23 protein-coding genes and 1 pseudogene are annotated in these 21,772 nt (G+C 37.4%); 7 read left to right on the top strand and 17 right to left on the bottom strand.

Annotated features, from left to right (window positions below):
* Window positions 1–1,212 (top strand): nucleotidyltransferase, encoded by a 1,212-nt coding sequence (locus AC1Q6O_RS03065; protein WP_090001948.1) that lies wholly within the window; start codon window positions 1–3, stop codon window positions 1,210–1,212.
* 48 nt (window positions 1,213–1,260) lie between these two features.
* On the opposite strand, the gene AC1Q6O_RS03060 is transcribed toward AC1Q6O_RS03065, so the two are convergent.
* On the bottom strand, window positions 1,261–2,307 hold the full coding sequence (locus AC1Q6O_RS03060; RefSeq protein ID WP_083796468.1) for a SepM family pheromone-processing serine protease: 1,047 nt from the start codon (window positions 2,305–2,307) through the stop codon (window positions 1,261–1,263).
* 118 nt (window positions 2,308–2,425) lie between these two features.
* On the opposite strand from AC1Q6O_RS03060, the gene AC1Q6O_RS03055 reads away from it, so the two are divergent.
* Window positions 2,426–3,325, top strand: coding sequence for a hypothetical protein (locus tag AC1Q6O_RS03055; RefSeq protein ID WP_237068726.1), 900 nt, complete (start codon window positions 2,426–2,428; stop codon window positions 3,323–3,325).
* 61 nt (window positions 3,326–3,386) lie between these two features.
* On the opposite strand, the gene coaD is transcribed toward AC1Q6O_RS03055, so the two are convergent.
* From coaD to AC1Q6O_RS03040, 3 genes are all read right to left on the bottom strand, one after another.
* Window positions 3,387–3,878, bottom strand: a complete 492-nt coding sequence (gene coaD / locus AC1Q6O_RS03050) for a pantetheine-phosphate adenylyltransferase (protein WP_008173919.1) — start codon at window positions 3,876–3,878, stop codon at window positions 3,387–3,389.
* Window position 3,879: 1 nt separating this feature from the next.
* Window positions 3,880–4,446, bottom strand: a complete 567-nt coding sequence (gene rsmD / locus AC1Q6O_RS03045) for a 16S rRNA (guanine(966)-N(2))-methyltransferase RsmD (RefSeq protein ID WP_043989719.1) — start codon at window positions 4,444–4,446, stop codon at window positions 3,880–3,882.
* 71 nt (window positions 4,447–4,517) lie between these two features.
* On the bottom strand, window positions 4,518–5,939 hold the full coding sequence (locus tag AC1Q6O_RS03040; protein ID WP_008173923.1) for a hypothetical protein: 1,422 nt from the start codon (window positions 5,937–5,939) through the stop codon (window positions 4,518–4,520).
* Between the two features lie 56 nt (window positions 5,940–5,995).
* On the opposite strand from AC1Q6O_RS03040, the gene AC1Q6O_RS03035 reads away from it, so the two are divergent.
* A complete protein-coding gene (locus AC1Q6O_RS03035; RefSeq protein WP_008173925.1) occupies window positions 5,996–6,385 on the top strand; it encodes a DUF7147 family protein in 390 nt (129 codons plus the stop codon).
* Between the two features lie 2 nt (window positions 6,386–6,387).
* Here AC1Q6O_RS03035 and AC1Q6O_RS03030 read toward each other — a convergent pair whose 3' ends face one another.
* On the bottom strand, window positions 6,388–6,660 hold the full coding sequence (locus tag AC1Q6O_RS03030; RefSeq protein ID WP_008173927.1) for a YlbG family protein: 273 nt from the start codon (window positions 6,658–6,660) through the stop codon (window positions 6,388–6,390).
* A 362-nt stretch (window positions 6,661–7,022) separates the two neighbouring features.
* Between AC1Q6O_RS03030 and AC1Q6O_RS03025 the strand changes: the two genes are divergently transcribed.
* Complete coding sequence (locus tag AC1Q6O_RS03025; protein WP_008173929.1) at window positions 7,023–7,931, top strand: glycerophosphodiester phosphodiesterase family protein; 909 nt, start codon at window positions 7,023–7,025, stop codon at window positions 7,929–7,931.
* 106 nt (window positions 7,932–8,037) lie between these two features.
* Here the strand turns inward: AC1Q6O_RS03025 and AC1Q6O_RS03020 are convergent.
* The 3 genes and pseudogenes from AC1Q6O_RS03020 to AC1Q6O_RS03010 all read right to left on the bottom strand — a co-directional run.
* Window positions 8,038–8,184, bottom strand: a pseudogene (locus AC1Q6O_RS03020) (IS3 family transposase); the annotation flags it as partial.
* Window positions 8,185–8,257: 73 nt separating this feature from the next.
* Window positions 8,258–9,322, bottom strand: a complete 1,065-nt coding sequence (locus AC1Q6O_RS03015) for a tartrate dehydrogenase (protein WP_090001950.1) — start codon at window positions 9,320–9,322, stop codon at window positions 8,258–8,260.
* 107 nt (window positions 9,323–9,429) lie between these two features.
* Entirely contained in the window at window positions 9,430–9,876 is a 447-nt protein-coding gene (locus AC1Q6O_RS03010) for a YlbF/YmcA family competence regulator (RefSeq protein WP_043989672.1), read from the bottom strand.
* Between the two features lie 91 nt (window positions 9,877–9,967).
* Between AC1Q6O_RS03010 and AC1Q6O_RS03005 the strand changes: the two genes are divergently transcribed.
* On the top strand, window positions 9,968–10,462 hold the full coding sequence (locus AC1Q6O_RS03005; RefSeq protein WP_008173935.1) for a PaaI family thioesterase: 495 nt from the start codon (window positions 9,968–9,970) through the stop codon (window positions 10,460–10,462).
* On the opposite strand, the gene AC1Q6O_RS03000 is transcribed toward AC1Q6O_RS03005, so the two are convergent.
* Window positions 10,446–11,915 carry a UDP-N-acetylmuramoyl-L-alanyl-D-glutamate--2,6-diaminopimelate ligase gene (locus AC1Q6O_RS03000; protein WP_090001954.1) on the bottom strand — a complete coding sequence of 490 codons (1,470 nt, stop codon included), beginning with the start codon at window positions 11,913–11,915 and terminating at the stop codon, window positions 10,446–10,448. The two genes, AC1Q6O_RS03005 and AC1Q6O_RS03000, sit on opposite strands and share 17 nt — an antisense overlap.
* A 149-nt stretch (window positions 11,916–12,064) precedes the next feature.
* Window positions 12,065–13,204 (bottom strand): CAP domain-containing protein, encoded by a 1,140-nt coding sequence (locus AC1Q6O_RS02995; protein WP_008173938.1) that lies wholly within the window; start codon window positions 13,202–13,204, stop codon window positions 12,065–12,067.
* A gap of 146 nt (window positions 13,205–13,350) precedes the next feature.
* Here AC1Q6O_RS02995 and AC1Q6O_RS02990 point away from each other — a divergent pair, with 146 nt between their 5' ends.
* Entirely contained in the window at window positions 13,351–13,752 is a 402-nt protein-coding gene (locus tag AC1Q6O_RS02990; RefSeq protein ID WP_042737480.1) for a YugN family protein, read from the top strand.
* 151 nt (window positions 13,753–13,903) lie between these two features.
* Window positions 13,904–14,962: a sporulation integral membrane protein YtvI gene (gene ytvI, locus AC1Q6O_RS02985; protein ID WP_225316250.1), complete on the top strand. Its 1,059-nt coding sequence runs from the start codon at window positions 13,904–13,906 to the stop codon at window positions 14,960–14,962.
* A gap of 15 nt (window positions 14,963–14,977) precedes the next feature.
* Here ytvI and AC1Q6O_RS02980 read toward each other — a convergent pair whose 3' ends face one another.
* The 7 genes from AC1Q6O_RS02980 to cyoE all read right to left on the bottom strand — a co-directional run bounded on the left by AC1Q6O_RS02980 (window position 14,978) and on the right by cyoE (window position 21,588).
* The gene (locus AC1Q6O_RS02980; RefSeq protein WP_008173945.1) at window positions 14,978–15,439 is read right to left on the bottom strand and encodes a DUF420 domain-containing protein; all 462 of its coding nucleotides are present in this window, start codon (window positions 15,437–15,439) and stop codon (window positions 14,978–14,980) included.
* A 40-nt stretch (window positions 15,440–15,479) separates the two neighbouring features.
* Entirely contained in the window at window positions 15,480–16,403 is a 924-nt protein-coding gene (ctaG, locus tag AC1Q6O_RS02975; RefSeq protein WP_008173948.1) for a cytochrome c oxidase assembly factor CtaG, read from the bottom strand.
* A gap of 182 nt (window positions 16,404–16,585) precedes the next feature.
* The gene (locus tag AC1Q6O_RS02970; RefSeq protein WP_008173949.1) at window positions 16,586–16,930 is read right to left on the bottom strand and encodes a cytochrome C oxidase subunit IV family protein; all 345 of its coding nucleotides are present in this window, start codon (window positions 16,928–16,930) and stop codon (window positions 16,586–16,588) included.
* Window positions 16,930–17,556 carry a cytochrome c oxidase subunit 3 gene (locus AC1Q6O_RS02965; RefSeq protein ID WP_008173951.1) on the bottom strand — a complete coding sequence of 209 codons (627 nt, stop codon included), beginning with the start codon at window positions 17,554–17,556 and terminating at the stop codon, window positions 16,930–16,932. Before AC1Q6O_RS02965 ends, AC1Q6O_RS02970 begins: the two co-directional genes overlap by 1 nt.
* Window positions 17,556–19,439 (bottom strand): cytochrome c oxidase subunit I, encoded by a 1,884-nt coding sequence (gene ctaD / locus AC1Q6O_RS02960; RefSeq protein ID WP_008173953.1) that lies wholly within the window; start codon window positions 19,437–19,439, stop codon window positions 17,556–17,558. The genes AC1Q6O_RS02965 and ctaD overlap by 1 nt, the downstream gene beginning before the upstream one ends.
* Before the next feature lie 42 nt (window positions 19,440–19,481).
* Window positions 19,482–20,570 carry a cytochrome c oxidase subunit II gene (gene coxB / locus AC1Q6O_RS02955; protein WP_008173955.1) on the bottom strand — a complete coding sequence of 363 codons (1,089 nt, stop codon included), beginning with the start codon at window positions 20,568–20,570 and terminating at the stop codon, window positions 19,482–19,484.
* A 100-nt stretch (window positions 20,571–20,670) separates the two neighbouring features.
* A complete protein-coding gene (gene cyoE / locus AC1Q6O_RS02950; RefSeq protein ID WP_008173957.1) occupies window positions 20,671–21,588 on the bottom strand; it encodes a heme o synthase in 918 nt (305 codons plus the stop codon).
* Window positions 21,589–21,772: the final 184 nt, after the last annotated feature.

Below are 21,772 nucleotides of genomic sequence, written 5' to 3'. Positions count from 1 at the left end.
ATGAAAGCAGTTGGAATTGTTGTTGAATATAATCCTTTTCACAACGGACATGCCTATCATTTAACACAGGCTAAAAAAGTAGCGAAAGCAGATATTGTCATCGCTGTTATGAGTGGAACATTTTTACAACGTGGTGAACCAGCTATGGTAGATAAATGGACACGTACAAAAATGGCACTCGCAGGTGGTGTAGACATTGTCATTGAGCTACCTTATGTCTATAGTACAGCCCCTGCTACTGATTTCGCCAAGGGTGCGATTTCATTATTAACTGATGTTGGCTGCGACTCGTTTGCTTTTGGTAGTGAAGATGGCTCTATCCAACCATTCTTGAACACGTTTGAGTTGATCGACAATAATCGTACAGAGTATGACGCACTTATTAAAGACAGCCTTAAAACAGGCGCTAGCTATCCTAAAAGCCTATATTACGCCTATGAACAGCTTACTCAGAAGTTCCCTGCTCCATACATCGATCTTGCACAACCCAATAATATTCTTGGCTTTCATTATCTAGAGGCGGCGAGAACGCTGAACAGTAACATCCAGCCACTTACCATCCCTCGTATTGCAGCAGGCTATCATGATGCACTTAAAGAGGACGCATCCATCGCAAGCGCTACGGGAATACGTAAAGCCCTAGCAACTACAAGTTCTTTACAGAGTGTTCAAAAGGTTGTTCCGGAGGCATCTTTTGATTATTTGGCAGACTGGCATAGACACTATAAAAAATTTGCTAGCTGGGAAGCATTTTGGCCACTTTTACAGTTCACGATTATGAGACACACGACTTCTGAGCTCACTCGTTATGCAGAAGTAACTGAGGGGATTGAGAATGCTATTATGAAAGCAGCCAAAAGCAGCTCATCCTTTAATAGCTTTATGGAAAAAATAAAATCGAAACGTTATACCTGGACCCGCCTTCAACGTATGATTACACATATTTATACAGGATTTACAAAGGAACAGCTACACAGCTTTGAAGCCCCATCATTTATCCGTTTACTAGGCATGAGCGAAACTGGCCAAGCTTATATAGGAAAGCGTAAAAAAGATATCGAATTACCTTTAATAAGCCGTGTTGCAGCTGCAAAAGATGCTATGCTGGCCATCGATATTCATGCTGCAGAGCTATACAATTTAAGTATAGAGCAAGGCGTTACAGCGCTAAGTCTTCCAAAAGATTATCAAACACCACCAATCCGTTATTAAAGTCATAAAAGGGATGCTAGATGGGTTCTAGCATCCCTTTATTGTCTTTTATTTTGGTTGTAGCTGCTTTAAATAATTGATGGCATCGTCCACGTTTTTCACAGGTACAATTTTCATCTTTGTCCCAATTTCCTTCGCTGTTTTTACAGCAGTCGTATAATTGGATTCTAACTCTGGATACTTCGCCTTCATTTCTGGAGAAATTTCATCATCAGGGGCAAAAAAGATTTCCATATCATCACGATCAGCTGCTATAATCTTATAGTCAATTCCGCCAATTCGGCCAACAGATCCATCAACTAGCATTTCTCCTGTACCTGCGATGGCATAACCTTTCGTTAAATCCTCATCCAGAAGTTGATCTAATATTTCAAGTGTAAACATCAATCCTGCAGAAGGACCACCAATATCCTCTGTCTTCATTGTCACCTGTGGATCGGTTTCTATCGATTTGCTTTCTGTATAAGAAATCCCTAAACCGGCTCTATGCTCCTGTGCATTTGGTATTTCTTTCAATGTAATTGTTGCCTTCTGCTGTTCTTCATTACGTATAAATTGAATCGATACTTGATCCCCGAGCTGTTTAGGCTGTAAAAGCTCAACAAGCATTTGCTGATTAGTTATTTTTTGTCCATCTACTTCAATTATTTCATCCCCAGCTTTTAAGATGCCATCTGAAGCGCCACCATCCAATACATTTAAGATAAAGACACCATTAAAATGAACTTTTGTCTCTAATCCAGCTCTTTGGAAAGCTACATATTTAGCATTAAATTGGGAATCCGACATTAATTTTAACTGTCGAACATTATATTCCTCATCATCCTCTAATGGATTTCGGACTTGTTCAATATCCATGAGCTTTTGATACTTTTGAGTTTTAGCCCATAAATATGAAAATGGTGTGGCTTGCTGCATGGCGACCGTCATCAAACTCATAGATCCTAAACTATCTGCCTCCTTGCTATCGACCGTAACAAATTTACTGACATCATAGGCACTACCAGGTTTCATAATATACGCGTCTAGTCGGTATAACATCATAGAACAAATCACGACTATTAACACCGCATAAATGCCAATTTTTCTCTTCACTTGAATACACCTCCTAGGACGCTTGCAAAACCATACGTTCATGTTTTTGCCTTTCACACATATATTAATTTTAGCATTTGCCTATGTGAATGACAAAAAGTTGAAACGAGATGATCATATGTTTGCTACAATTCAAATAGCGCTCTGCATAATTCTAATTCTCTTACTCTTGTTATTCCCACAAACCGCTCATAGTGGTACTGATTTAGGCTTATCTCTTTTCATGGAGGCGCTATTTCCGTATTTACTACCGTATTTGGTGTTAACACAATGGCTCCTGCGTTTAACAGCCCCTATGCGTACCAAAACAAAAAGAGCTTCTTTATACGTACAAGCCTACATTATTAGCGCACTTGGAGGCTATCCTACTGGAGCGACCACTATTGTTTATTTAAAAAACAGTGGACAATTACATCCTAAGGAAGCAAATTTTCTACTAGCCGTTTGTCATGCACCAAGTCCATTATTCGTGTTAGGGTTTGTAAGCCTTGATTTACTACACAGTAATACGTTTGGATGGTTGTTTTTATGTTTACTACATATGTTTAATATTTGTTGCTTAGTAACTGGTTACTTTTTATACCGCAAAACGGATTCACCAACCATCACTGTACACAACACTACACTGTACACAGCTCCCTTTTCAGAAAGTATTAAAGAAACTGCCCCAACCATTTTATTAGTGGGTACAACCATTATCTTTTTCACAACCATTCAGACTATCGTGCAACAGGGCTTAGATCAATTAATACCGAAGCTACCTTATACGATTGAACTGTCCTTAGCCGCCATCCTAGAAGTGACAAATGGTCTTAAAATGACCGTCACGGCCTTCCCTGATTTCCCGTATACCTCTTTACTAGTCGTCATTTTGTTAACGATGCAAAGTATAAGTATTCATTTACAAATTTTTGTGATTGCTAAATCCGCCAAACTTTCTGTGAGACCTTATCTAAAATTTCGCCTCCTTAGCATAATCATTGTACCAACTATTTATGCTCTATTTTTTCTGAAATAATTAGTTTTCATCGATAAAAAAGAGGATGTTCAGCGTATAGTACCGACATCCTCTTCAACCACTATTGGATAAAACCATATTTTTCTTTTAAAGCTTGTACAACACAATCTGGAACTAACTCATTGACATCACTTCCATATTTCGCAACCTCTTTTACAATACTGGAACTTAGGAATGAGTATTGATTCTTCGTCATAATGAAGAATGTTTCGATTGTTTCATCTAGGAAACGGTTCATAGAAGTAATTTGCATTTCATATTCAAAATCTGAAACTGCTCGTAAGCCACGTACAATGGCCTTAGCTTTTTTTTCTTTAGCATAGTCTATAAGAAGACCTGAAGAACTTTCTATCCGAACATTAGGTATCGCTTTCGTTACTTCAGCCATTAAAGCCATACGTTCCTCTACAGAAAACAGCGGATTTTTTGCTGAATTGTTTAATACGGCTACATAGACGATATCGAACACATCGGCTGCACGTTTAATAATATCTAAATGGCCAAATGTCACAGGGTCAAAACTTCCAGGAACTACAGCAATTTTCTCTGACAACTTATTCTCCCTCTTCCTCTGTACAGCGATAAACAGAAATAATTGTTCCGCCATATGTTTCTTGTCTTTTTAAAACAAACTCACCAAAACTTTGAGGTAATGTTATTTCTTTTGCATGTTCACATAAAATAATACCATTTTGTTGAATTTTTTCATTATCAACGAGTAATTGCACTAAGTCATAATATTCCTTTTGATGATAAGGCGGATCTAAAAAAACTAATGAAAAGGTAATATCACGTTTTAATAGCGCTTTCACAGCACGCTTTGCATCAATGCGAAACAGCTCAGTATGTTCTTCGTAACGGCATTTTTTAATATTTTCTTGCAGCACCTGAAAGGCTTTTGCATCTTTTTCAATAAAAATAGCACGCTCTGCCCCACGACTTAGTGATTCAATACCTAAACCACCGCTTCCTGCAAACAAATCAAGTGCAGTACCTCCATCAAAAAAAGGACCAATCATATTAAAAATCGATTCCTTCACCTTATCAGTTGTAGGTCTCGTCGTATTCCCAGCTATCGCCTTTAGCGGCATTCCTTTACGCTCTCCTGCTACCACTCTCATATAAGCTATCACCGTACTTTCATCCATATAAAGTATTTTTGCAGCGAAAGGAAAGCCCTCCGCTGCAAAAGTTATTGTTGCTCTTGTGTTAATACTTGAATACGTTCCTCTTTCTTTTGTAATTCAACTAAGAATAAACGCTGTAACCAAGCCTCTTCCACATAATATTGATTAGCAATTTTAATAATTGGCTCTGAAATAGTTGGATATCTTCGCTGATTAAATACATAAAAACCAGGTTCTTTAGGGAATCGGAATGTGCGATGCTCGCTATTTACATAATAGCCGTTCTTCCCTTCTCCAACTGTATACCCAAGATAAGGTAATAACGTATCTGCTGTATATAACGCTTGTCCTTCATATAGAATAACATGAACGTCTTCCTTCAATACATCATTTACATACACATCACGAGAATCCTCAAATAATAATGGGTACGTTCCGTCTTTCTGGGCTGCATTTAACGTAAAGTAAGATGTTTTAGCATCTAACACTTGTGATAAATACTCATCCATTGTTTTTGGTGATAGAGGATCATCTCCAAGTTTTTTCAACTTATCCTGCCAAGCCTGCTGTTGACTATCTGTCATGTAATCATTTAATGTCTTCACAATTTTCTTTGCTTTGTCTCCACCAATTGGATCGTTTACTAAATAGGATGCCATAACTTCAAGCAACCATTCTGGAGAGTCTACAAATGTATATTGCGATTTTATTTGGGACAAAATGACTTCCTGTTCAACAGCTTGTGCTGTAAGTGTTGGTAAAAATAATAATCTTTCATCATGAACTGGAACAGGACTTTTCTCTTGAATAATTGCAATATGTTCATCATTTAAAAACTGTAAATTCTCTAATGATTTTAGGAAATCATTCGGAATAGCCTGTTGTGCATAAATCGATAATACAGGCGTTTGTTCTTGTACTTTGAGTTTTCCTGCTTGCCAATAAAGGTCATGAACAGTGCCGTTGCCTCTAAACATCGTATAGTTAACGAGTGATAGCTGTTGTTGACCTACTAATGGCAAACCTGTAATCCATTGTCCATTAATTTTACTATCTGTAGAAATATGAACAATTGAATAGGACGCTTCACCATTTATTAGTGTAGCAAAAACATCTTGAAGGAGCATCTTATTTTTCAAGCCACCCTCAATCGGGATTATGTATGACACAGATTGTGATTTTGTTTCCCCTTTTGCAAAATAAGAGACCTCATCTGATAAACGATCACAGCTTTTTTCATTCTCAATAAAGCAACTAGGGTTTGTTGCCTTTTCTGGCCATTTAATTTTTACCTTTTGATTGGGTAAATTTTTAAAATGCTGACGAATATCTAAGCTATTTTCACGATAAACAATCTCTATTTCCTGCGAGTAATGAAAATCCCCTATGCCGGTTTCTAAATCAGATGAGTATGCATGATACTGGAAAAATAACGTTCCTGAAATAATAAGTACTAAAATAGAAAAAAAGCTTAATGCAAATTTCATGTGCTTGACCTCCCGCAGCATGATACTATGAGTATTGGAAAGGATGTGCAGTTATTATGCCACAACAATTTATAGAATTAGGAGAAGGCTATGGTGATGTATACGAGCTACTTGAAATTATTAAAACCAATCAGGAACGCTTTCATCAGGCCTTTTTACTAACATCTACAAAAGGAGATAAAAAGGTAATCTCCTTAGCCGTTGCCTTCAAACCAGTTGGCGAAAGTAAATTCATGCCCATATATATTTGTCGCGAAGGCATCCCTTATCATGATGGGGAACCAACTAAGCGACAAAAAATGTTTGAAGCACAAATTGAACAACTAGACCGAAAAGCAGTTGTTGTAGAAATAAAGCACTCATCTATATTTTCGGAATCAAAACTATTTTATCAATACTTAATCGGCATATTAAGACTAAATAACTATATACCTGCATTAGCATAATATTATAGACCTACTTTATAGTCATATTCCTTTGCTTTATCCGGCTTTGCATTTTCATATTCAGTTTTGACAAATGGACGATAAGATTCAACAACGTCTTTCACAAAAGGAAGGCGTTGTAGTTTTATTGTCAACATTTCAATATCCTCACGATTACAATACAGCGCTACGTATTTTTGTCTTCTAGAAATATAAAGAACATGACCATATTTCCGAAGAGACTTCGCATGTTTTAATTGATGGACGTAAACGATTAGCCCTTGTCGTTCGTTCATATTGGATTCCCTCATTTCTTACCTAAAAGAATACCATAGACCAGAAAATGATAGCAACAGAGTTTAGCTGACAGAACACTCGATTTTCCGTTATAATGGAAAAGCATACTACGTTAAACATCGTAGGAATTCGAATCAGTTGTTTTAAATAGCTTACATGATTATTTTTCCACGGAATCAATGTACATTTTGCTGAAGGATGATAATGCCTCATACCTCCATCATAGGAAGCATGAAAGAATCATCAATCACTTAACTAATTACTAGTTTTATAAAGCTCTCGGACGGATGTGGGAGCTAGTCATTACACAATGAATTCACCATTTACTTTAATAGGTAAAAAATTGTTAAGGAGGACGAATATGGGGAAGAAAACTAAAATAGCAATTGCAATCGCAGCTGCAAGTGCGGCAGCTTGGGCAGGTAGTAAAGCTATTTCTAAACCACAGCAACGTGAAGGTAAACAAGCATTACAATTTGATCGCACAATCATTCTTGCACACCGAGGCGGAGCTCATTTAGCACCTGAACATACTATGATCGCCTTTGACAAAGCAGCGCAGTTAGGCGTTGATGGATTTGAAATAGACGTACGTTTAACAAAAGACGAAGAAATTATTGTTTTTCACGATGATACAGTTGAACGAACAACAGACGGCTATGGCCTTATAGCTGATATGACATTGGCAGAAATCAATGCCTTGAATCACGGCTATCATTTTGAAGATTTGGATGGAGCCTTCCCATACCGTGAGGATAAATTACAAGTTGTAACATTACGAGAGCTACTTGAGGCGTATCCACATATGTTGATCAATATTGATATTAAAGATGCCCCTGAAACTTATGAAGGAAGTCTAATGCCTTCTAAGCTTTGGCGTTTAATTGAAGAACTAGGCGCAGAGGATCGTGTCGTTGTAACAAGCTTTTACGGGGAGCAAATAGATCGCTTTAACTTATATGCTCAAAATCAGGTAGCGCTTGGTGCAGGAGAATCAGATGTGAGAAAAGCATTTGCTTCCTTCTCCAGTCAATTCGGACATTTATATCATCCAAAAGTAGATGTGTTCCAAATTCCTCCTAAATCAGGGGTTATCGCTTTAGATTCTCCAAAGTTTATTCAGTTTTTAAATAATCTTAACATTCCTGTTCATTATTGGACAATCAATGACTTAGACACAATGAAAAAATTAATTAATAACGGCGCAAAAGGAATTATCACAGATCGCCCAGATATAGCCGTAGAGCTATTTCAAACGCAAGAGTCTTAATAAATCAGTCCATGGAAGGGTTAATGCTCTAAATAAGTCCTTCCCACCTACTATAGACAAAAGCCAAAGGGATTTGATCTGACCCAAAAAAGTTAGACATATTTAGTTAAGCAACTGCTAAAACCTGAGTTCGGTACTCCACCGGGCTTAGGTCTTTTAATTTCATTCGTTTGTGATTGTAGTAGTGAATATAGTCTTTGAGTTCCTGTTCAAAATGTGCCATGGATTTAAATTCTTGTAGATACAGGAGTTTTAGTGTCTAACTTTTACGGGGCAGTTCATTACTAGTTGGCTTTTGTAATATTCAAACAATACTTGCCCTGTTTTCATTGATAAACAGATTCTAAATATTGTAATACTGCATCAGTTACTTCTCGTAATGTTGCTGTTCCACCTAAATCAGGGGTTTTTATACCTTGCGTTAATGTTGATTCGATAGAGTTCAAAATGTGTGTTCCTGCTTCTTCGTAGCCAAGAAAATCAAGCATCATTTTTCCCGTCCATATTTGCCCTATTGGATTAGCAATCCCTTGCCCTGCTATATCTGGGGCAGAACCATGAACAGGCTCAAACATAGAAGGAAACACGCCTTCTGTATTTATGTTGGCTGCAGGCGCTATTCCAATACTCCCCATAATAGCACCTCCTAAATCTGTTAAAATATCCCCAAATAAATTGGAGGCAACAATGACATCAAAGTTGTCCGGCTTCATGACTAAAAAGGCCGCTAATGCATCAATATGATTGGATGTTTTCCCTACGTCTTCATACTCTTTCCCTATTTCCGAAAATACTTCATCCCAAAATGGCATACTGTAGGTGATACCATTTGATTTTGTGGCACTTGTCACATGTTGTCGACGGGCTTTAGCAAGCTCAAATGCATACCGCATCGCACGTTCTGTACCCTTTCTAGTAAAAATGGCATTTTGGATTGCAATTTCATCTTGCCCACTATGTATTCTCCCACCACTTTCCGCATACTCCCCTTCAGAATTTTCTCTAACAACAATAAAATCAAACCCATTAGGTTGACGTAAAGGTGAGGGTAAACCTTGTAGTAGCTTTGCAGGTCGTACGTTAATAGATTGCTGCATTTCTCGACGTATTTTTATAAGTAGCCCCCATAAGGATATATGGTCTGGCACCAATTCCGGCATGCCCACCGCTCCTAAAAAAATTTGGTCATATTGCTTTAAAATCTCTATCCCATTTTCAGGCATCATACTACCCGTCTCTAAATAATAATCACAGCCCCATGGAAAGGTTGTCCATTCGAATTGAAAACGACCATCCAATAATGCCACTTTATTGAGTACATCTATGGCAGCTGGTACTACCTCTTTTCCTATCCCATCTCCTGGTATGACTGCAATCCGATATGTTTTCATGTATGTTGCCTCCTTTCATAATTGTATAGAAAAAGACTGTAAACAAACTCAGTTTTACCTTTGAGTTGTGTACAGTCTAGTAGAGATGTGTTTGAACACATCTTAATTTACGCTGAGCAAGAGCATGAACCGCCCGAGCCACATCCTCCTCCGCAAGATGAGCCAGATGCAAAGAATGGATTGCTTACAGGGACTTTTACCGCTTCAGAGACTGTTTTCCCTACAAGTAGGCTAATCTCATCAAGCAAGTCCTGAAAATCGTTTTCAGCAATTTTTAAAGCTGAAACCTTTTCATTTAAGTCGAGCGCCCTTTTCTGTTGGCGAATCGACTTCATAATTGTATGGTAGTCCGGATGATATTTTCCGAAACGTTGTACATCTTCGTACTGTTCTTTCATGCGATTAAACGCGTAAATAGCTTCTACAATTTGTGAATCACTATAAACGGCATCATACGCTTGCTGAAGCGCCATCGCTGGTTCTGAGGAAACAATCATCTCACAAAGCGCTTCCGCCTCATCTAAAATGAATACCCAGTCAGAGGTCATCATCATTTTTAATTCCCCCAATCTCTTACCCATCATAACAGATTTTATGGTAATTTTACATTATTGAGATTATTAATGAAAGAGGTTTTTCCAATTGATGACAACACCCAAAGAAAAAATCGATCTATTATTAGGGGCAATTTTACAAGATAGTACGGAGGAAGATGAAGAAGTTCTTTTACATCTTTTAACTGGGCTCCGCGAAAAACAGCAAGGTATTCATCGTCGTTATATTAACGCCGCCTTACATATGGTTGGCAAGTTTGAGCCTGAAGTCAGTGAGGTACGTATTCCAATTACACCAGTTATTCATAACACAATTAAGGTGCCACACGGGGGCATCATTGCGACGATAGCCGATGCGGCAATGGGGGGACTTGCTTCCCGTTCTGTACCAGAAGGATTTAATGTAGTAACTACAAATATGAATGTCACGTATATTGCCACAACAACAAATAAAGAATTAATTGCGCGTGGTCGTTTTGTCCATAAAGGGCGGCAAACACTAGTAATGGAATGTGATATCGAAGATGAGACAGGGCGCAAGCTAGCCATTGCTACAGGATCATTTTTTGTTATTCAGCGTCGGTAAGTAGACCTGTAAAATAGTCCTTAATACACTGTTGATCGGAAAAAGGGAATTTTTGATTTTTAATTTGCTGTGTTTGTTCATGCCCTTTTCCGGCAACAAGGACAATATCCCCTTTTTTCGCCTTCGCTAATGCTTGATGGATTGCAACTTTACGGTCTAAATAGATTTCATAGTATTGTTGCTCTGTAAAACCAGCAATAATACTTTCGTTAATAATGATCGGATCTTCATCTCGAGGATTATCCGTTGTTAAATAGATAACGTCTGCATATTTACTTGCTACAGCGCCCATAGCAAAACGTTTCGCTTTATCCCGATTCCCACCACAACTAAAGACAAGATAAATCGTTTTCGAGCGATCGAATGTTTGTAACACGGCTTGGAGGGCTTCAGCCGTATGGGCATAATCTACATACACATCAATTCCTACTGGGTTATCAATCTTCTCGAGCCTGCCTTCAGGAAGCCTTAGGGACCACATATGTTCAACTATATCATCCATTGGAGTTCCTAAGCGCCATACTGCCATCAATGCTGCAACCGTATTTTGTACATGGTACTTCCCTACAAAAGGAATTTCTATAATATGCTCACTCGCAGATGTTTGTAAGCAGAGCACTGTTTTGCCAACTGTTTCACTGACAATTTGGATATGTAAATCATTGTGATTATCAAAGCCAAATGAGCAGGATTTTTTCTTATCATAAATTCCAACAGAGCGACAAAAGTTATCATCGCCATTTAATACTAGTTTTTTAGATAAATCAGCTAATCTTTTCTTTGCCCGTTTATAGGCTTCTAATCCTCCATGATCTTCTAAATGATCTTCAGATAAGTTTAAAAACACGCCGCAATCAATGTCACAATGATCGAGTCTATGTTGCTGTAACCCCATTGAAGATGCTTCTAACACTACATGTGACACACCTTTGCGTACACATTGTTTTAATATCGGATGCAATTCTTTCGCCTGCAATGTGGTAAGTTCCTCGTAAGAAGTTTGTTGCTTTTCGCCATCAAGATAAAACCCAATTGTTCCTATAACCGCCGCTTTTTTATGTAGAGCGTTTAAAAGCTGACTGACAAAATGACTCACTGTCGTCTTTCCGTTTGTCCCCGTTATGGCAATAACACTTAATGCTTCTGCTGGAAAAGCTGCTAACTTCGCGCTTGCATACGATAGGAATAAGGCTGTATTAGGAACCCATACAAAAGGAATTTCTTTATCAATAATTGGTAAGGAAATACTTTCCTCCGAGACAATTGCTGCTGCTCCACGGGCCAATGCTTCTTTGACAAAACGACTTCCTGAAGTTTTTTTGCCTTTTCGTACAATAAAAATGTCGCCAGGTTGTACAGCCTGTGCATAATCCTCTACGCCTGTAATTTCTGTTCGAATCGATCCTCCCGTTACGCTACATGGCCAGTCTTTCAATAACTCAGCTAATTGCAAGCCTCTTCCCCCTTTCAGTTCTCTATCATATGACGGCCTTTGTAACGGTGTGACGAAAAATGTAGAAGCCACTTAGGGCAACTGGAAGCACAAAAAAAATGAAGACAAGTCCATTCAGCGAATGCTTGTCTTCATGTAAATTTATTATGTTATGGCGATTGATCGGTTTTCTCTTCCTCTACAGGTTCTTCACTTTCAGACTCTTCATTATTTGAATCCTCACTATCCATCTTCAGTGAAGCAGGTTCTATATAAATTTGTGTATAATAATCCACGAAAACGCCTGAACCAACTTGTGAATATTTATCATTTAATAGAACTTTCCGGTGTTCGGTAGAATTTGTCCAGCCATGCATTGCCTCAATCGCATCAAAATAGGCAGTTGCTAGATTTTCATTCGCATCGCTATAGTCAATGCTCTGCGCTTGTAACCTCTTTTTAAGATCTCCATATTTGGGAGATTCATGTGATAAAAAATTTTGCACCTTCATATCTTCGCTATGCATTCTCGCTGTATTTTCCAATGATTCATTCATCTCTACAGGCGGCAACCCATGATGCTCTCGCGTTACATTTAGTAAATCATCGAGCTGTTTGGCATTCGCCCTATCAATTTCCTGCTGTAAAAATGAAGAAGGCGGGGTACGTCTAACAAGCTCTCCTTGATAACTCATTTCATATGGCTGATGAAGGACAAGTGTTTTACTATTGGTATATCGTATCCCCTGTAATTCACTCGTTTCCCGGTCAATATAAAGCTGCGCGTATAGTCCATCAAATTTGATCAGTAATCTTGTTTGCATATCTTCTTCATTCATGGAGAATATGTAAATATTATCACCAACATTAGCGGCTACCTCATAATCAATAATCGTCATGCGGTAAATTTCATCTCGTTTTTGCCCAACTTTAAAAGGAAATGCATTGATATCTTGCCCTGCTATGTAAACTTGCGTGACGACGTTATTTTCAACACCAATCATAAAAAAAGTTGAAACATCTTTATTATAGACCCACCATTCATACCCAAACGAGGAGGGTTCCTTCCTTTCTGGTTCTCCATATTGTTCCAAAACGGTTTGTGTGCCTTTCCCTATTAATGTTGAAATACCCGATTGTGGACGTGTCATTGCTCCTATATCGGGCTGTTTTAGCTCTGTTTGAGGGATAATATTAGAATTGGTATTTGGGCCTTCTAGTGGTTCATTTTCCTTAGGGGTATTAAAAAACATAAAGCCGATTAATGCAATTGCACCACAAATCATTAATATGCGGAATAACGCTTTCATATAGGACTCCTTTCATCACCATTATTGTAAGTTATTATATCAATTGTAATTGGGTTGACACAATGTTGTCATTGCAACAATGTCGAATATGCTCTATTATAAAAATGAGCGTATACTTTGTACGAGAACCTAAAGGAGGATTATACATGTATTTTGAAAATACTAACCTTGAAAATTTAACCGCTGATCAAGAGCTAATTGTCAGCATTATGAAAAAACATGGTTTAGAATGTGATGGCGGTTGGGATTATGAACGTATGACATTCGATAAACGTTTCGATACTCGTGAAGGTCGTTATTACCTACGCGTTTTCGCATATGCCATTTCTGGTGATGTTGGTGCTCATGATGCCATCCTTACATTAATGAAACCAGCACTTGGTAAGTACTATTATCCACATGGTGTTGAATATGGAGAAGATGAAGTTTTCCCAGCACATATTGTGAAAAAATGTGAAGAAATCTTAAAAAAGGTTAAATTAGAATTAGATCAATTCTCAATCGAGCCTACAAATAAAAATAACTTTGAACCTGTTAACGCACGCTAATCTTTATTAATTGAAAAGTGATAGCAAGTATAGCATTAAATAGCTTCATAGTTACGAAAAGACTGGTAGTCCAGTCTTTTTTATTTTGAGTAAAAATTAGATTTCTTCTCATACTACCTATATCTAGAACAAAATGTAGGTGAGAAAATTGTTGTCATTTTTTAATCGTCCTTTTTTTCGTCATCCCATTATCGTTATCGCGATTGGGATTTTTCTCCTCTGGTTTATTTCAATATCATTGCCGATCTTACTTGCCTACTTAACTGCCTTACTTTTAGAACCTATTATAGTTCGGATGAGCAAACGTTTTCGAAAAAAGCGTAAAATAGTGGTTTCCATCTTTTTTTTATTCTTCCTAAGTATCTCTTTATTATTATGTACGCTTATTATTTATGTAAGCTGGAAACAATTTTCATCATTTATTATTGATATTCCAGATTATTTGAATCAACTTTCTGCACTATGGATTCAAATGCAATCTAAACTAAGTAACCACACCTATCATTTACCTGTAGAACTAGTTTCACAAATTCAATCCATGATTGCAAGAGCTTTAGCTTCCACTGAAAAATTTGCACATTCCTTAACAAACATCGATGTCTGGTCTGCCTTATTAACGTATATCCCTACACGATTATTTGATATTTTTGTCTATTGGATTGTCTTGTATATGTTGCTTTTGGAATTGCCGACCATCAATCAAAAAATATTAATGCCCGTCCCTTTCCACTACCATCAGAAAATTGTGTTTATTGGTGAACGAGTTAAATTAGCCTTATTTGGATTTTTGAAAGCACAATTGCTTGTCGGATTAGGTATTTTTGCTTTAGCTATCGCAGCCTTTTATTTTCTCAAAACGCCATTTCCTCTATTATTAGCATTGTTGCTTGTCGTCTTAGACTTTATTCCTTTTCTTGACTCATTTATTTTATTAGTCCCATGGGCAATCTATCAAGTTTTTGCTGGGGATTATATTTACGCCGCTGTGTTAATTGTATTAACAGTAGGTCAATTTTTAGTTCGTCGTATGATTGAGCCAAAAATAATAGGTGATAAAATTGGACTTTCTTCTCTTTCAACCTTTATTGCGATGTTTATCGGATTTAAAATTTTTGGATTTTCAGGTATTTTAATTGGACCATTACTTTTTGTAGTCGTTCTCTCATTAATTCAGCCAACGACAAAAAATCTCCCACCTACTGAAAAATAAGGTGGGAGATTTTTGTTATATGCCTAAAATGGCTTTAATAACCGATGTTGTTTCGCCCGGTTCAAATAAAATATACAATAATAAATAAACAAGGACACCTGTTATAGCGACGAAGAACCAAATAATACTTGTAATCGGTCCAATACGACGGTGTAATTTTAAATTCGTTTTAAGACCCGAAACTATACTAACTATCCCAAATACGGCCCCAGAAGTTGCCAAAATAATATGGAAAATCAAGAAGAACGTATAATAAGGTTTTAAATGTTCTCCACCACCAAAGGCAGTATTTCCAATAAACACTGTACGGGAAGCATAAATAATAAAGAAGATCAGTGCAGCAACACCTGCAGCAAGCATTACTTTTTTATGCCCTTCTACATTTCTTTTTATAATTAAGCCCCATCCTATTGCTACTAGTACAGCACTAATAACGATAAACGATGTACTAATAGTAGGCAAAATTTGTAATTCCATTATCAAAACCCCTTATACAAAGTAAATTTCTATTTTATAATTAATGTTGCTGTTGACTCTCCCATTTTTTTTGATGGGCAGCTAATGCATCAGCAGTAATTTTATCTGGATCTTTTTGTTCAGCACGATACCATTTTGTAAAGATCGCACCTAATAATATACCAAAAATCAGCTCTTGAATAATTTTCATAAGCACGCCGCCTAACTGCTGATCAGCAACCGGTTTCATATCCGTAAATAGCTCAGGTCCTGATAATGATAGTCCCGACAACGTAGAGGCCGGAACACAAAGCTCCATTGCCTTTAACCAAGCATCACCATTCGTATACGTTTCATACATAGCATTAGGTGCAAAAATGATTAATCCACAGGCGGGAGTTATTAAAACGGCATTGGCAATAATATAGCCTAATTTATGCAAGGGCTTCATTTGATCTTTACCTGGCATATTTTGAATTAAAGGCCAGTACATGAAAACAGCTGATAGAAATAAGACAAATGTATAGGTACCATGTAGTGTTTCATTTAATTTAATATAATCTAATACATCCGGTAAGTGATAGAAGGAAAATAGACCAATAAACACAAACACTGCAACTACTGGTAATGTTAGTACTTTAAATATAGTTCTAACAACTGGTGCTTCAATCGCAACCTTCCAAACCCACCAAGGTATTCCTTTAATTAAGAAAATCGGTACAAGCAATAATAAAATAGCCATCTGAACCATATGCATCGTAAACATAATATGAGCCATTAAATCAACTGGAGACCCTTTAATAATATAAATGGTAATCATTGCTAATACAAAATAAATCGCTTGTCCCTTTTTTAAAGGTTCGCTTTCTTTAAAATCCTGACGCCACTTTACTGTGACTAAAAAATAGACGATTGTTATAAAAACAAGAACCCCTATCAAATATGGGCTCCATAACGCTTGGAAACCAAATATACTAAGTGGCATATAGAACGCACTCCTTTAAACTTCAGTACTCCTATTATAAAACGCTTACAGCTATACTGCAATGAACGAAAGGTGAACAAATGTTAAGTTTGCCAGTGTTTGCTTCTTTTTGCAACCCTCACTAAAAATTAAAATACAAAAAGCACGTTCGTACAAAGTGACGAACGTGCTTTTTTTGGTGATTACCACCAAATAATTGTTAAGAATGCTAAGAAGAATGTAAATGCAATTAAGATCCCCATCCACATGAAGAATCCAATAACTCCACCGTAGTGTGTTTTTTTGTCTTCTAAGTGCATGAAAGAATACAGTTGAAGTACAACTTGAACACCCGCTAATAATAAAACGAATGGCATAATTAAGTATTTAGAAAAATCAGCTGCAACTACTGCGAATGCGATAAAAGTAAAGAAAATCATAATTGCAAAGTTGAGTACTTGTTTACGCATATGAACGGCATTATGATGACGATCATACTCATATTGTGCCTGTGATTTAGCAACTATAGGTGTATCGTGTGAAGACATTATCCGATCACTCCCATCAAGTAAACTACTGTAAAGATGAATACCCAAACAACGTCGATAAAGTGCCAATATAAAGCAGCTACGAAGAATTTAGGTGCATTGTACAAGTTTAAACCACGTTTAGCATTACGAATCATTAAAGTTGCGATCCATACAAGTCCTAAAGTTACGTGGAAACCATGTGTACCAACTAAAGAATAGAATGCAGTTGCAAATGCAGATTGGTTAAATGTAAAACCAAGATGCACATAGTGTTGGAACTCATAAATTTCAAGAGCTAAGAAACCAAGACCTAAAGCTAAAGTAATGGCTAACCATGTTTGCATCCCTTTAAAGTTAAAGTTACGCATATGGTAAATTGCATAAACAGATGTTAGTGAAGATGTTAAAAGTAACATCGTCATAGCAAATGCTAATGGTAATTCAAATAACCCTTGAGTTGTGAACTCCATGCCAGCTGGCCCTTTGTTCTTAAGCGCTAAGTAAGTAGCGAATAAACTTGCGAAAAGTACAACTTCACAGGCAAGGAAAATCCAGAAACCAACGACTTTGTTTTTACCTTCCAGCGTTGCTTGTTCAGGATGATCTGGCCAAGTATGAGGAGTAAATTTAGTATTGAAATCCATTATTTATTTCCCCCTTTGCCATAAAGTTGTTCTTCAATTTCAATAATTTCTTCTTTGTGTAAATGGAAGCCGTGATCATCTTTAACAGAACGGACAATCATTGCACCAAATGTAATTGCAAGACCAGCAATTAAAATATAGATTGACCAAGGTTTATCAGCATCAGGATTATAAAGCGCACCGAATGCTGCAATAAACATACCTAATGAAATAACGAATGGTATCGCTGAGTTATTTGGCATATGAATATCGCCTAGTGGCTCAGCAAATGTAACTTCTTTGTTGCCTTCTTGTTTCTCAATCCACCATGGATCTAAACCACGAACAAGAGGTGTTTGACGGAAGTTGTAGAATGGAATTGGTTGTGGAATTGACCATTCTAATGTACGTCCATCGCCCCATGGATCGCGACCTGCTGGTTTGCCTTTGATAGACATTAAGCAGTTGATTACCATTAAGATAACCCCTACACCCATCATTAATGCACCGATTGTAGAGATATAGTTGAATTGATCCCAACCTTGACCTTCCATGTAAGTGAATACACGACGTGGCATACCCATTAAACCAAGGAAGTGTTGAACGAAGAACGTTAAATGGAATCCGATAAAGAATACCCAGAAAGTAATTTTACCAAGCGTTTCGTTTAACATACGGTTGAAGAAAATTGGCCAGTAGAAATGTGCTGAACCAAATAATGCAGTAACGATACCACCAACGATTACATAGTGGAAGTGAGCTACGATAAAGTAAGAATCATGTAATTGGTAGTCAAGAGGTGCAGATGCTTGCATAACCCCTGTAACACCACCCGCAACGAATGACGGGATGAAACCAAGTGCATAAAGCATTGGCGTTGTAACTTTAATTGATCCGCCCCAAATTGTTAGGATCCAGTTAAATACCTTCATACCTGTTGGAACGGCAATTGCCATTGTTGCTACAGCGAAGATAGCGTTTGCTGTTGGCCCAAGACCAACTGTAAACATGTGGTGGGCCCAAACCATGAACCCTAAGAAACCGATTAAAATTGTTGCGAATACCATTGAAGAGTATCCGAATAAACGTTTACGAGAGAACGCAGGGATAATCTCAGAGAATAATCCGAACGCAGGTAATACTAAGATATAAACTTCTGGGTGTCCGAAGATCCAGAATAAGTGTTCCCAAATAACTGTGTTACCACCCATTGTATGGTCAAAGAAGTTACCACCGAACATACGGTCAAATAACATCATTAATAAACCAATTGTTAATGGAGGGAATGCGAATAAAATTAATGCACTTGATACAAGAGCTGTCCATGTGAATAATGGCATACGCATGAATGTCATACCAGGAGCACGCATCGTGATAATCGTAACGATGAAGTTAAGACCCGAAATTAAAGTACCTGCCCCTGAAATTTGTAAACCAAGAACATAGAAGTCAATACCATGTCCTGGAGAATATAAAGATAATGATGCATAAGAAGTCCAGCCCGCATCAGGAGCGCCACCCATAAAGAATGACAGGTGAAGGAATACTGCACCTAGGAAGAATAACCAGAACCCTAATGAGTTAAGGAACGGGAATGCAACGTCACGTGCACCAATTTGTAATGGTACAAGCATGTTCATAAATGCGAATAGTAATGGAGTAGCAGCTAGGAATAACATTGTTGTTCCGTGCATTGTTAATAATTCATTGAAAAAACCAGCTGACACGAAATCGTTATTTGGTTTCATTAACTGAATACGCATTAATAACGCTTCAAAACCAGCGATAGCGAAGAACAATGTACCGGCTAATAAATACATGACTGCTAACTTTTTATGGTCAACAGTAGTAATGTAATCCCAGACAGTTGCTCCAAAGCCCTTTTTCTGTGTGTATGAGCTCACAACTTTTACCTCCCTCAAAAATTTGTTACTATAGAACGGAAATTATTTTTCAACTGATAAGCCCATGATATAAGTTGCAAGAGCTTCAATTTCTTCGTCAGATAAATCGCCGTATATAGGTGCAGTACCTTCAGCATTCATCATTAAGTTACCTGGTTTAAATTCCTCAGGGTTTTTAATCCAAGCTTGTAAGTTTTCTTCATTGTGTTCTAGGAAACCAGCAACACGGTTACGGTCACCAAACGTAGTTAAGTTTGGACCTGGTGTACCGCCTGCTCCTGAACCAGAGATAGCATGACAGCCCAAGCAGCTGTTAGCAAAAGTTGCTTCGCCAAGATCTGTTGAAGCTTTGTCCGCAGTTTGTCCTTCTGTTGCTTTCATCGCATCAACCCAAGCGTCAAATGCATCTGGGCTTAAAGCTTTTACTTTAAAGTCCATTAAAGCATGTGAAGGTCCACATAACTCAGCACATTTACCATAAAATACGCCATCTTTTAGATCTTTCGATTCTTTATCAAATACTAAGTAGAATTTGTTTAAGTTTTCTACGTTTGTATCCATTTTACCGCCTACAGCAGGAATCCAGAATGAGTGCTTAACATCGGCAGCTTTTAAATTAAAGTAAACCTTTTCACCTGTTGGTACTACTAGCTCTTGAGCCGTTATAATACCTTGGTTAGGATATTCGAACTCCCACCAGTACAATTTAGCTGTTACATTGATTGTTAGGGCAGTTTTATTCCCCTCTTCATCTACATCATCCATTGCAGCAACATCTGCAAATTTATAAGTAGTTGTAACAACTGGTACAGCAATAATTAATAATAAAATAATTGGTATAACTGTCCAAATCACTTCTAACGTATGACTACCCTCTACTTGCTTAGGGATAACGTTTTCACCAACGCGTGAACGACGGTATTTCAGGAATGCAATTAAATAAATAACGGATACTATTACCACTACTAGCGTCATAATTACAGTAGTTAACAGTAATAAATTTAATTGTTGTTTACCTACTTCTCCAGATGGTTTTAGTGTAGAAAGATAATCTTCACCACAACCTGAAAGGAAAACCATCATCACTGCTAGAAGTGAAAAAAGACGCCATTTTTTAAGCCCTTTCATCATAGCTTAATTAAACCCCTCTTTCTTTGTTGTATTTTCATGTGTACATAGGACATTAGTTCTGTCTATATGAATTCTTTAGAAAAAGAAAGAATTCCTAAATTTAGCTAAACACCGCAAATATTATGATGGATACAAATAGTATGGTCATATGATTCAATGAATAAATAAACATTCTATTTGCCCATTTCATATCATCTTTTGCTGTAAAGCCTTTCAGAGCTAGTATTAACCAACCCAGGTTCAATGTAGTAGCAAGAGTTAAAAAGCCAATTCCAAGCTCCGGTAAAAGGAAAGGTAACGGTAATAATAAAAGAATCCAGAATAACATTGAGTACTTTGTACGTTTAAATCCCTTTACAACAGGTAGCATTGGTATTTTAGCTGCACGGTATTCCTCTGTACGTTTCATAGCAAGCGCGTAGAAATGTGGTGGTTGCCATGCAAACATAATTAGGAATAAGGCAAGTGCTCCTGGACCTAAAGCAGGCTCGACTGCTGCAAATCCAATAATAGGAGGAATAGCCCCTGAAATGCTTCCTACAACCGTGTTACTAACATGCTTTCTCTTTGACCACATTGAATACAGAACGACATAAGCAAATATTCCTGCTAGTCCCCACATGCCGGCTGCAAACGATGCCGCAAATAACAAAATTTCACCTACAATTAAAAATGAGAGGGCAATGGTCAATACAAAATTCGGCTTGAATCTGCCAGTCACTGTCGGTCTTGCCTTCGTTCTTTTCATGATCGGATCTATATCCTGATCAATAAAGTTATTCATTGCACCTGAGCCACCAATGATTAATGCCGCACCCAGCATGGTGAATAAGATGACATCCAGCTCTTGCAAGAAGTGTCTACTAGTAAATTGAAAAGCCAGCCACATCCCTGTAAACGTTGTGACAAGATTCGAGTTTACAATGCCAATTTTTATTAGTGCTAAGAAATCTTTTACAACTGATGTTGTTTCTGGACCAGTATTTCTAGTAGCCGCCAGTGTACGACCGTTTGACATACTACCTCTCCTTTCATTTTTGTAAGCATATTCCGCTAACAATAACTATAGCGAAATTTGCGATTGATTTCTAGACATTAAGTGAAATTTAGATGAAGTTGTAAAAATTAGTTTTGTCTAGAAATATAATTAAAATCAACATATCTATAGTAAAACATTTTCTAAAATGAATTGTGAAGGTTAA

It is taken from the genome of Lysinibacillus sp. GW823-FHT06C08 (assembly GCF_058795135.1).
Note: the sequence above shows the minus strand (reverse complement) of the source record. Positions and strands in the feature narration are given on the sequence as shown.